Raw genomic sequence first — 12,439 nt, 5'->3', positions numbered from 1 at the left:
GGTTAATGGGATAAAAATCATAGCTTAAACTCAAGGAATATCACCATGATTATGCTAGGTATTGATGTCAGTAAAACCAAAATAGATTGTTGCATTTTCCCTCAAGGTTTGACTGGAAAAAGAAAAAATAAAATATTTACTAATACAGAAAGTGGCTTTGGCAGTCTGCTCAAATGGCTCATCACTCTTAAAATTGAACCTGATCAAGTGACAGCAATCATGGAAGCGACTTCGGTTTATCACGAGAATTTGGGATATTATCTATATGATGCAGGTGTAAAGGTTTGTGTGGCTAATCCTTCACGAGTAAGAGCCTTTGCCAAAGGCATGTCCATGCTAAATAAAACGGATAAAGCTGATAGTGAAGCTCTTTCACGTTATGGTTACACCGCAAAGTTAATCATATGGCAGCCTGAACCTGAAAATGTCAGATTATTAAAAGCTTTACTAGGTAGACGAGATGTCTATCTAGGTAGTCTATTGCAGGAAAAGAATCGACTTGAAAAGGCGCAGTCCACTCATACCTCCGTTGTTGTGATTAAATTACTTGAAGAGAATATTGAGTATTTAAATCAGCAACTTGAACATATTGATAAGTTAATAAATAATCACATAGATCAAGATCCAACATTGAAACAGGATTTGAAATTACTGCAAACTATTCCTTCAATCGGTGAACGATCAGGCTTATTACTGTTGGGGTTATTTCATTCGCACAAGTTTGAAAAAGCAAGTCAAGCTGCTGCATATGTAGGTTTGGTTCCAGTACATCAGTTGTCTGGCAGTTCAGTCAACAAGCAAAGTCACTTATCAAAAGCAGGTGACAGTAAAATACGCTCAGTATTGTATATGTCGGCATTAACAGCGATTAAATATAATCCACACATTGAAGCTTTATATCAACGATTATTAAGCCAGGGTAAAAATAAAATGTGTGCTTTAGGTGCTGCAATGCGCAAGCTTATACATCTGTGTTATGGCGTTTTAAAACATCAGACTGCCTATCAAAGAGATTATTTAGTGGTCGAATAATCTCAAAACCTGATTGACTACCAAGACGGTATCTCAGGTCAGTGACTTTACCTATATTCAAACAAATTCAGGCTGGGTCTATACCGCCTTTATTATTGATGTGTTCTCACGAGCAATTGTTGGATGGAAAGTATCTACACGGATGAATACAGATATGGTACTCGATGCACTTGAGCAAGCATTGCACGATCGAGGCATGCCAAAGAATGTGATTCATCATTCCGACAGAGGTGTGCAATATCTTTCCATTCGCTATACCAATCGTTTAGAAGCAGCAAATTTACGAGCATCAGTCGGTACGACTGGTGATTCATACGATAATGCTTTGGCTGAAACGGTGAATGGCTTATACAAAACAGAGGTGATTGAATATCTAAAAGCAGATTGGCAAGGTTTAGCAGATGTACAACTTGCGACACTAAACTGGGTAGATTGGTTCAATAAAAAGCGTGTACACAGTGCACTGGGTTATGTATCGCCTTTTGAGTTTGAAGCAATGTACTATGATAAGATTAACCCGTTAGGTCAGGTGGCCTAACTTAAATAAAAAAGTCTCCGACAAACCCGGTACGGTTCAGTAATGACTTCTACCTGTTTCAGTTCTTTGATCTCTATATGCAATTCCTTGTAAATCCAACTTAAATATTCTAAATATTTACTAAAAACATAATTCAATAGGGTTTTAATTACCGCTAAAAAGATTAAAAACACTATATATAGTGAAATTTACAATTTAATAACACAATATAGGGTGCGCGACCATTGACTCTCCTATAAAAAATACGTGAATATTATAGCTTATTTTTCAGCCACTTGGCATAAATATGGGGAGACATCAGCATATGTCTATAAAAAAAAAGCTATTAAAAGTCATCGTGTATCTTCAAAAAACTTACAATTAATGTGTTATCCAAAATGTATGCATGCCTACCAAATCTGGATTGCTCTATTTTTTCAGCTTAATGAGAAACAGCAAAACTATCACTTGAATTTAACTTTTAAACAGAATATCGAAATTCCTCTTCTGACAACAGACAAAGCTGATCACTATTTTTTTAGTAGTCATTTCAGCTGGATCTATGCTTATTTTTACAATAAGTATAAAACTGAATTTACGTTTAGAGCTTATGAAAAAAATAATTCCTACGAATTCACCATCATGGCTTTAAGCGAAGTAAAGGCATTACTATGTTCCGGATTACATCACTCAATTCATGGCTTAGATATCATCGCACATTGGCTAAATGAACAATACTTAGCCGCACATCTTCAGGAAGTTTTCGGTCAGGAAGTTCTAACTATCAATCATCTACGAGAATTATCAGGGCTGTCTAAATCCAAAAGTCCAGTAAGTCCTATTTCAAATTATGCTGGTCCACTTTCATTAGAAAAAATTCTGGCTGGAATATCATCATGAACGGATATAGTTACTTAGAAGATACTCAAGAATTAAAGCTTGAGCCGTTTCGAGAATTCTATCAAACACTAGCAGAAGCAAAGCTAGAAAGTTTTCAAAATTCAATCAAACTCAATGAGTTCATTAAACCTACTAAAATTATTGAACTTAACAATATTATAAATCAAAAACTTGTAGAACAATCAATCAGTGAATATCCTCTCGTTCATTATCTTATTGCAGTCATTAATACGCCTTCAGCATATCAAGCTAATGCCCTGAAATGGGCCATTTTTAATACTCAATGTATTGAATTGCTTGATAGCAAAGAACATGCAGCCACTGTAGCTAACCTCTGTAGACGTTTTCGTTTAGCTAGTACAAAGCAAGAATACTATTGGCTTTACAATTTCTTAGCTCCTCTTCCTATAGAATTAAAGGATCTGCTTGAATTTCTAAACCAAGAAGAAACTAAGAATAGAGAGTTACTTAACCGCTCCACACCAAATTTAGATGAAAAACAAATTGGCCAGCTGGCAAATCTACGTGTCATCTATCAATATGTCTTTACTCAGTCTGAACGTTTAAAACGAAATCGCCAAAGCAGTTCAGGTGCCAAAGAAGCTCCTCAAACTGATGTTCAAAAGATATCAAGAATATCTCTCGATGATGAACAAACGTATCAGACTCATTTTGAACAAGGTACAGCTAAACAACCACGCGAAGATAAAACTATAGAAAAAGTTGAAGATCATAATTTTGAATTTAATCCTCTTGAGCAATACTCTATTACAGCTCAGGTCAATAATCTTAAGAACAAAGTTCTGCATCAAAACAAGAATCAGTTAATGAGCAAGTCAAATCCTCGTGTCTTGGATTTGCCTACCGCACAGCATATTATGCGAATTTTGTTTGAACAGGCAAAAACCTCTCCAATTCATGCCTTACTTTTATTTTCAGTACTCAGTTTGACACATTATAAAGAGCTATTAGTATTTCGGAAAAATTTCCGTCTGAGTTCAAAAAGAAAAGAAATTACTTTTAGCCCTGAAAACTTCTATTTTCGGCAAAGTTTTGATAACTCTAAATTTAAAGATGCTTTATTAAAAAAATATATGCTGAATAAAGGAAATTCTTTTACCATCCCCTTACCCAAAGTTTATTTTGATCAGATTTTTCAACTAAAAAAGTGGGATAAAGCTGATATTACTTCAGATGTACAAGAATACTTACGTAGAATCAGTGACGGCCTTACTTTTCATTTAACAGCTCGAAACCTTCCTCGTTTAATCAGCGATATCACGTTGAATGAACTCGGATATGAATTGGAAAGTAAATTACTTAGTGGAGAAAACGTTAATAGCTACACCCCAAGCCATTACTATTCAATGAAAATTGTTGATATCCTCGATATTTATAGCCAAACACTTTATCTGGTTTGCAAGCAGCTCGACACTAGTTATATCGAAGACTTTGAATCCCCTGTTACTTTCGGTAGTCAGCAAACGCCAGACCTGCCTCTGGTTAAATCCTTTTTTAAACAGCTTGACAAGCAAGTTCGGGGAAACCCTAACCCTTTCAAAACACTGAAATATTATTCAATTTGGCTATGGTACGTTTGCATGATTATGACATCTGCCCGACCAAATGAAGCCTTTCCCCCGAATCTCGATTATCTTGATCTCGACAACTGTTTGGTGGCTGTTGCAGATAAAGAACAACGTTATTCGGGTACCATTGGACGCTACCTACCATTTAATAATTTTCTTCGTGATGAAATACAGTCTTATCTGAATTATTTAAAACAATTTCAGCACCTTATGAAGGCTTGTGCTAACCAAGTAAAAACAGCATTAATTCAAGAAATCTTTGATGGTCAATGCCCCTTTCTTGTATATCCCAAGACTGAAGGATATATCCGAAATTTAGAGCTTGCTGATATTGAAAAGAACAGTCCAAATATAGTTTTGCAGCGCAATTGGACTCGCCATTTCGCTCGCTATTTTTTTGCACAGCACTGCGATGAAGATATGCTGAATGGCATCTTTGGTCACGATGGGCCCATGCAGGAACTTTTTGACCGCTATTCGGGTTTTCAGGCAACCGATTACGATCACATTCGAGCAGCGCAAGACAAGCTGGTCGGACTCTTAAAGCTTAAAAGTATGTCTACATTTAACGGGTTCCTGATTGAATGAGTAAACACCCACACTCCCTCAAAAGAATAAAAAAGCATAGAAAAAACAAAGCATTTCTTCTGAACTTGTTTAGTGAGAAATGTATAGAGCTGACGCCTGAGAACTATTCGGAAATTTGTCGTCAAGTTGATAATCAGCTTTTAGAACACTGTAAGTCAAACATCCGTAGCTATCAGATGGCCCGTATAGAATTTGCTAAATATATCAAGCGCTTTAATCTTTCATCGAATCAGTACTATCCAGTGCCTGCCGCTCCCGTAAGGTACGAAAGGTCTCTGCCACTACAAAATATTGAAACCTTAAAACATGGTAAAAAAGTTACTCAATTTGCCCAAAATATGATTGCTTACTGGACAAAACGAAATGACTTCAGTCCCACCCAATCTCTTGGCTTTTGTTTGATCAGTTCAATATTATTTAATGGCATTTATAACCATGCCGAATTGCAATTTTTTTTAAAAATCATTTTAAAAACAAAGAAATTTCGAAGTTTTTTAAACCTAAATCATATGGTAACACTCGAAATCCCGAACCGGAATTTCGGTAATCAGCGTATAAATGACCCTGATTTTTCAGTCAGCTATACAAAAACGTTTGTGCTACACGACATTGTGAAATGCTGGATCTACAGACTTAAACATCAAAAGTTTGATTTATTTTCGGATATTGAAGATGCAGAACATCTGATTAACGCTTGTATTATTGAATGCTTCCCTGAGGAAAAGGTACGTTGTAAAGACCTGTTAAAATACGGTTTTTACTATACACAGTTCCTGAAAAACAGCGGACTGGATCAAATGTCCATTTGTATCCTAAAAAATGAAATTTACAGTTCCAGTCCTCTCGAAAAACAATTAGAAGCTTATTTTGTTCAGTTTGAACAAAAGCACACCAATAACATTAAAGTTGAGAATACTTGTGAAAACCATCAGAACCACTCTAGAGTCAATATCGCATCAGATATAGCAGAAACTCTTGTAGAAATACGTCAAGCCATTCGTGCAAAAAACTATAAAGATCAACTCATAGGGTTATATTCCAGAGAACTGTCTCCTGCCTTAGAGCGTTTGTTGCTGTGGACCATCCTACGTTCCAAATTAACAGAGACTCAATTAAACTGCTTAAATCAAATTATCCAACAACAGAAACGATTTGAGCGCAAGCTTATACGTGCAGATTTTCAACCTATTAAGCAAAGCTCTCTAAATACCATGTTTTCACAGTTTGCCATCGATTGGCTGATGGCAACGCAAGACAAAGACATTTCATCATTTTCAAATGCCGATTTTGAAGATATGTATGGAGAAATGCTTTTATTAAAGAAAGAAACAACTAGAGAGACTTTACAAAAACGTCTACAGGAGTTTCATCACAAACAGACATTATTTTTTAACGCGCCCACTGTGGATCTGGATAGTTTAATCCAAGTAAAAATCTGCAGAACCGCATTGATCTCGCCCCATATTTTTTACCACATGCTAGAGCAGCTCGAAAATACTCAAGATATTTCGATTCAGGATAAAAATATATTTAAACTGATTTTTATTCTGGGGTTCAGAGTCGGACTACGGATCAATGAAACATTGAATATCTTCGTACGTGATCTATTTATTAGTGAAGATGCTGTGATACTCACCATTCGCAACAATCGCAATAAAAATCAAAAAAGCTACTCAGCTTACCGCAAGATTCCCCTGCATCATCTACTTAAAGCCGACGAATTACATGCATTTAAAACATATAGTCAGAATAGAAAACGTCTGCTAAAAGAACAAGGAAAATCAGTTGCACAACCGCTATTTTTAAAACAGTCCTTAGAAGAAACTCATGAAAATGAAGTGAATTCCCTATTGAAACAATTGATCCAGCCAGTTTTTGGAGAACACAATTTTACTTACCATAGTCTGCGCCATTCTGCATTTAATCATCTTTACCTGATTTTAAAAAACTCAACACTTGCAGATGCATTTACTGACTATAGCCCACATGAGCAATTACGTATCCGTTATGCATTGTTGCGAAACAGAAATACTCAGCAAACCTGGTATGCACTTTCTCATTTTGCCGGGCACCTAACGCCTGAAACCACTTGTTCAAGCTATCTGCATTTAATGCATCTAGCAATTAGCTACCAGCTGAATCAAATGCACAGCCCGCTTCCTAAAGAAGCCTATTTTAATATTCTGAAACATGATGATGCTATTAAATATCCTGTTCAGCAACGGGCGATCAAACAGTTTTTATTTGATCAACTCACTAAAGACCGTTACAGGCAACATGATCATCAATATCAACCAGAACAACAGAAATCGCCTGATTCACTGATGCTAGGAGCTCATGACTCAGAGATGACTTTTGAATTATTGCATCACATTCTTGCAGTAGAAAAAGAACAAGACCTTATGTTACCTAAAGCCATTCCTTTGCAAATCGCGCAAAAATTACGTGCTAGAGCCCAGCATTTGAAAACCTCCTGTGTAAACCAAAAAAAATCATCGAGGTTATTTACCACAGATTTTTTAAGGAAAACTCCGAATGCATTGGTCACCATGTTGCCAACCAATCAGGAGGAAAAAAAGGTCATTCAACATGTTCAGGAGCGTTATGCAAATGTACAAAGTAAATACAAAAAACAGCTTCATACGATCTACTCAATTTATCTTGAAAAAGTTCAGCCCAATTCAGCCCAGTTAATTTTTGAACTGAATGAAAAACGGCAACTGAAGAAACTTCTTTCTTTTATTCATAGCTTATTTCCCAAGAAATATCTTCATCTAGAACTCTCTCAGCAGAGCAAGATAGAGCTCAAAAAGACATTACAGGATTTAACATTACGGGCAGAAAATTTTAGCCTGAATGAGGAGGAAGAGCGAATCAAGTTCTCTTTCAAGTATAAAGATGCAAAAGCACTTGGGGTATTCAAACTACTGATGTATCTAATGATCGTTTCTCATCTTTAATGCAAATTATTGGATAAGTTTACCACGCATTCTTATTCGTGGTTTACCAGTCATTCCTGTAATGATTTAATATAGACTTCCAACCATGAGTGGTAAAATTAATCATCTTAAAGAGCAATAACTGTTTGTCCCACTAGCCAAATAATGTCTGTCCAAGTTAGCACAAAATTTAATGATCATTTAAACAAGAATTTGCAGTATTGGTTTACAATTCGAAGTGAATAAAAAAGTATAAATTGCCGCAGTAGGATGAAATTGAAGAAATATTTTCAGAATATGATGAATAAATTGTGAATCGGTACTGAATTAAGGTAACAGGCAAGGCAAAGCGCTGCCCATCGACCTCATTGCTCCAGACCACTTGTGTCAGATATTCCACATTGAACTGATAGCAAATCCAGGTTTCTCGCTACATCACGCGAAACTAATTGAACTTAAAGCAAGTTGTTAGACTCGTAAATGTCTAATTAGACTTCTTTAGTCTAATTAAATCTAATCAGGCCAATTAAGCACCTTCCTTACATCAAATGGTTTATTTATATAAATCCATTATTTTGTGGTTTAATATACATATATACACATAAGACCCAATATTATGGATTTAAACTTCAAAAAACCTGAAGAGATTGTTACTTTATTATGTGAAAGGCTTCGCAAAGAACGACTTTATCTGGAAATGACTCAGGCAGACGTCGCTACACGTGCTGGTATTAGCGTGAATACAGTATCTAATCTGGAAGCTGGTCGAAATGTTTCATTTGAAAATTTAGTACGCGTTGCCATGGTATTGGGCCGATTAAAAGAATTAGAGGAACTCTTCAAACCTCATTTAAACAGTGTAAATGACATTCTCCGCTATGAGAGCAATACGGCTCGCCAACGTATCAAAAGGAAATAAGTCCATGCTCAAAAAACTTAATGTTTACTACAATGGATGGGGTGAATATTGGCTTTGGGGTACACTGGTCTCCTCAACCGCAATCACAGGTCGGCCATTAATTGCCTTTGAATACAGTGCAGAAGCGATCAGTAAAGGTTTAGAACTTTCCTCTTACCTACTTCCATTAAAAGGTGACTCATTAAGAACGAACTTTCCTACACATCAAATGGGATTGCCAGGTCCTATATATGATGCCTTGCCCGATGGTTGGGGCATGCTTCTTATGGATCGCTTATTTAAAAAAAATGGACTCAATCCAGCACGGATTGGGCCATTAGAAAGACTCACGTATATTAATACACATGCAATGGGGGCATTATCCTTTGAACCTTCAGCACCTGAGTTAGCATTAACTGAAAATATTCCACTGATTAAACTCGCTCAAGAAGTTCAGGAAGTTCTCAAAGGAGAAGGTGCAGAATTTTTACAGCACTTATTAATTATGGGTGGATCTCCACAAGGTGCAAGGCCAAAAGCGCTCGTCTATCGTGATCCTGTCACCAACGAATTCTCAACAGTTAGCTCATATCAACATGAAGCCTGGCTGATCAAATTTCCAGCTCAGCAAGAGCATCCTGAAGTTTGTGCAATTGAAGCTGTTTATGCAGAATGTTTACGTCATTGTGATATTGACACCCCTGACACTCAATATTTTACTCTTCCGAATGGATTAACCGCATTTGCATCAAAAAGATTTGACCGCCATGATGGTATGCGTGTCCCTATGCAAAGTTTAGCTGCCTTCACCGGAGCTGATTTTAAATCACCGGGGAGTTTAGACTACAGTAATTTTCTTCGCGCTGCACACTTTTGCACCAATGATGTTCGCGAAAAAGCAATTGCATTCAAGCGAGCTGTTTTCAATGTAGTCTTCAATAATCGAGATGATCATTGCAAAAACTTTTCATTTCTGATGTCCCAAAATGGGCAATGGAAACTCTCCCCTGCCTATGATGTTACTTTCTGTGAAGGGCCAGGTGGATATCATCAAATGGATATCATGGGTGAGGCACTGGATATTCCTCGACAAGCTCTTGTAAAACTTGGTACTCAGGAAGCGGAACTTTGTGTCCAAGAAGTCGATGAAATTATTGGCTCGATTTGTAAGGTTGCAATCCGATTCAGCAATATCGCTCATAATCTATTACCTGGACAAATTCAAACAGAGACTCTCCAGATGATCCAAAATAGGATTGAGCATAATATTCATTTATTGAATTGAATATAAAAAATTTTCATGAGGATCAACAATCATTATATTAAATTATATAAAGTTGTTGTTTCTCATGAAAATTCGCACCAAAATACAGGTGACTTTTATAGACTAAAATTTCCAATATGAAGTGACCAAAATACCCTTAAATGATCTAAATTGCTAAAAATTTCACCCCACTAAAAACCACACACAATCAATTAAATCATATACTTATAGTTAACATCATTTAATGGCATAAATCTCGGTGACCTTGCCAAGGTTGGGGTTTCATCGGTGCAAAGAAAACGGTGATCAAGGCAATGATCGCATTGATGCAGAAAAACCCACACCAAACTTTGGTGACTTGACGGGTCCATTCTACCCCTTCTTCGGGCAAATTAGGCTCTGCCAAACGTGCAAAACGTTCAATCATCGAAGGCGGTCGAATCAAGGTGCTGGCAAAAATAAACAGCGCCCCGAGACTCATAAAGACAGGATAGAGTTTAAGCCACGCATGATCTTTTAAAATCAAACTCAGCCCGCCACATAAAATGGCAAAACCTGTCAATGGCCACAGCAGGGCATTGCCCCTACTGAATAGACGCAAGACGCCCAGTGCAATCAATACCGCACTGACCCAGACATACTGTCCATGTGCTAAAGCATAAGCTACAAAAAAAGGATAGAGGATCAATCCGACCCCTGCTATCCCTTTTAAAATATTGTTCATGCAGCCGACATATTCTGAATCACGGCCACCACATCTTGAACGGTACGCACATTTTTAAAGTCTTCAGGATTAACTTGTTTACCTGTCAGCTCTTTAATTTTTACGACCAAATCAATGGCATCAATACTGTCGACATCGAGGTCTGAAGCTAGGTTTGATTCTAACTGCACATCTTCAGGCGCAATTTCAAACAGCTCTTCCATCCACTCACGTAATTTTTCTAACACGGTTTCTTGTGCAAGCATAGCAACCTCTTATGCTGTTTTCTGTGCTTCAACCAAAGCCACTAAGCTTTGAATTGATTTAAAATGTTCTTTGGTTTCTGCAGACTCTGCATTTAGATGAATGCCATAGCGCTTTTTCAATGCCAAACCCAGTTCTAAAGCATCAATCGAGTCCAAACCCAGACCATCACCAAACAAAGGCACGTCTGTATCAATATCTTCAATACGGATGTCTTCAAGGGCGAGGACATCAATAATCATTTGCTTTAATTCATCAGCAAGATTGCTCATTTACGGATAACTCTTGGTTAAAAAACCACTGTAATTGTTGATTTAATTGACGCACATTTTTGGGATTGACCGTTACATCATCCAATACGTCTTCCACTCGGATCGCATCCAACACTTTCACATGGATATGAAAAGGCTGTTCTGGAATGTGATACCACTTTTCATTTTTAGTCAGGGTCGATGGCGTGCAGCTAATCAGCACAGGGCGAATCGGCACACCAGCACGCAAAGCAATATTGGCTGCACCACGCTGAAAGTCATTCAATTGCTCGCCTTTTGCTGTCCGTGTCCCTTCAGGAAAGATCAACAAGGACGCCGCATGATCCTGCTGTAATTTGTGTACACAGTCCTGAATAAACTGTTCAGAACCTGCATTTAAAATATAGCCTGCGCTTTGCACAGGGCCTTTGGTAAATGGATTTGACCACAGCGCCTGCTTGACGACGCAGTTTGCTTGTTCCATTAAACCAATTAAAACCACCACGTCAATCAGTGTCGGATGATTGGCAATGACCAACTCTTGTTGACTGTTTTGTAATTTCTCTAAACCTTCAACCGTATAGGTCATAATGCCCAGTTTCACCATCATTTCGGTGAAACCTTTAAAACTGTGTTTAATCACCTTTTGAGTACGTTGCTTGCGAAGCTCAAGGTCTGCTGAGCTCAGCTTGACCAGAGGTGCAATCAAACCACCAATCGCCACACCGCCTAAGCCAAAGCTGGCAAAGCTAAATCCTGTCGCCCCAACGCGCCAAACATAGTTGGCTTGTTGCTTGATCCGATTTAATTTCAGCATTTCGTCCACGCTTCTGATTCAGTTTGCTCAGGATTAGTCCAAAACGTATTAAATGCCAAAGCCTGCTGATAGGCTGGCGTTGCATCCGTATGCTTTGGCGTCAACATCAAGTTGGCAGGCGCTAATGAAATCATCGCTGCCATCGCAAAAGCAGCAAATGGCTGATGCTCGGCATAAATGTCTGGCAAGGCTTCATCATAATACACCAGCAAAACCTGACAAGCTTCTGGCCTTGTTTTTAACCACGCATAGGCTTCAATCAGACCATCATTCCACGAACCCGCCAAACTGGTCGCAGCTGTCGCATCCTGACATAAAATGGAATATAAGCCTGAAATTGCATTATGTACCGACGTTGAAAATTGAGTCGGTGAAGGGGTTTGCTCGCGTAACACATCTTCTAAAATATTTAGGGTTTTTGCTTCATCGCCATATTGCGACACCCAAACAATATAATCGACATTCTGGGTGGCTAAAGTCTGCATTGCGCTATTCAAAGCCAGCTTTGCCAGACGCGATAAGCGCCGGCGTTGCATCGCAGGAATGTACTCTATAGCTGATAATTCTTGATCAACCAAGCTCATATTCAAGCGGGATACGTGGAGTTGCATCATCATGATCAGTGTTTAAAAGTTGACAAATTATCAGGCGCGCAATTATAGCACTGAGCCACATTT

Annotated in this window: 10 protein-coding genes and 2 pseudogenes; 7 read left to right on the top strand and 5 right to left on the bottom strand. The window is 37.9% G+C overall.

The features are described 5' to 3' along the window. The first annotated feature begins 45 nt into the window (after window positions 1-45). The 7 genes and pseudogenes from AC4CUX_RS07590 (at window position 46) to AC4CUX_RS07560 (ending at window position 9,748) form a co-directional block, all read left to right on the top strand. Entirely contained in the window at window positions 46-1,032 is a 987-nt protein-coding gene (locus AC4CUX_RS07590) for an IS110 family RNA-guided transposase (protein ID WP_096911503.1), read from the top strand. Window positions 1,033-1,069: 37 nt separating this feature from the next. Continuing rightward, window positions 1,070-1,570, top strand: a pseudogene (locus AC4CUX_RS07585) (IS3-like element ISAba18 family transposase); the annotation flags it as partial. 246 nt (window positions 1,571-1,816) lie between these two features. Beyond that, window positions 1,817-2,449 carry a hypothetical protein gene (locus AC4CUX_RS07580; RefSeq protein WP_227518639.1) on the top strand — a complete coding sequence of 211 codons (633 nt, stop codon included), beginning with the start codon at window positions 1,817-1,819 and terminating at the stop codon, window positions 2,447-2,449. Beyond that, window positions 2,446-4,626 carry a hypothetical protein gene (locus AC4CUX_RS07575; protein ID WP_096911473.1) on the top strand — a complete coding sequence of 727 codons (2,181 nt, stop codon included), beginning with the start codon at window positions 2,446-2,448 and terminating at the stop codon, window positions 4,624-4,626. The genes AC4CUX_RS07580 and AC4CUX_RS07575 overlap by 4 nt, the downstream gene beginning before the upstream one ends. Beyond that, window positions 4,623-7,586: a tyrosine-type recombinase/integrase gene (locus AC4CUX_RS07570; RefSeq protein ID WP_096911474.1), complete on the top strand. Its 2,964-nt coding sequence runs from the start codon at window positions 4,623-4,625 to the stop codon at window positions 7,584-7,586. The genes AC4CUX_RS07575 and AC4CUX_RS07570 overlap by 4 nt, the downstream gene beginning before the upstream one ends. 595 nt (window positions 7,587-8,181) lie before the next feature. Continuing rightward, window positions 8,182-8,484 carry a helix-turn-helix transcriptional regulator gene (locus AC4CUX_RS07565; protein WP_044431308.1) on the top strand — a complete coding sequence of 101 codons (303 nt, stop codon included), beginning with the start codon at window positions 8,182-8,184 and terminating at the stop codon, window positions 8,482-8,484. 4 nt (window positions 8,485-8,488) lie between these two features. After that, window positions 8,489-9,748, top strand: coding sequence for a type II toxin-antitoxin system HipA family toxin (locus tag AC4CUX_RS07560; protein WP_125274152.1), 1,260 nt, complete (start codon window positions 8,489-8,491; stop codon window positions 9,746-9,748). Between the two features lie 259 nt (window positions 9,749-10,007). Here AC4CUX_RS07560 and AC4CUX_RS07555 read toward each other — a convergent pair. The 5 genes and pseudogenes from AC4CUX_RS07555 to AC4CUX_RS07535 form a co-directional block, all read right to left on the bottom strand. Beyond that, window positions 10,008-10,451, bottom strand: a pseudogene (locus AC4CUX_RS07555) (COG4648 family protein); the annotation flags it as partial. Further along, complete coding sequence (locus AC4CUX_RS07550) at window positions 10,448-10,696, bottom strand: acyl carrier protein (protein ID WP_234965112.1); 249 nt, start codon at window positions 10,694-10,696, stop codon at window positions 10,448-10,450. The gene AC4CUX_RS07550 and the pseudogene AC4CUX_RS07555, both read right to left, overlap by 4 nt. A 9-nt stretch (window positions 10,697-10,705) precedes the next feature. Beyond that, window positions 10,706-10,966: a phosphopantetheine-binding protein gene (locus AC4CUX_RS07545; RefSeq protein WP_286406794.1), complete on the bottom strand. Its 261-nt coding sequence runs from the start codon at window positions 10,964-10,966 to the stop codon at window positions 10,706-10,708. Next, window positions 10,950-11,762 carry a lysophospholipid acyltransferase family protein gene (locus tag AC4CUX_RS07540; RefSeq protein WP_490792290.1) on the bottom strand — a complete coding sequence of 271 codons (813 nt, stop codon included), beginning with the start codon at window positions 11,760-11,762 and terminating at the stop codon, window positions 10,950-10,952. Before AC4CUX_RS07540 ends, AC4CUX_RS07545 begins: the two co-directional genes overlap by 17 nt. After that, entirely contained in the window at window positions 11,756-12,376 is a 621-nt protein-coding gene (locus AC4CUX_RS07535; RefSeq protein ID WP_490792622.1) for a beta-ketoacyl synthase chain length factor, read from the bottom strand. Before AC4CUX_RS07535 ends, AC4CUX_RS07540 begins: the two co-directional genes overlap by 7 nt. Window positions 12,377-12,439 lie beyond the last annotated feature (63 nt).

This window comes from Acinetobacter sp. 231_lipA, assembly GCF_058243005.1.
Note: the sequence above shows the minus strand (reverse complement) of the source record. Positions and strands in the feature narration are given on the sequence as shown.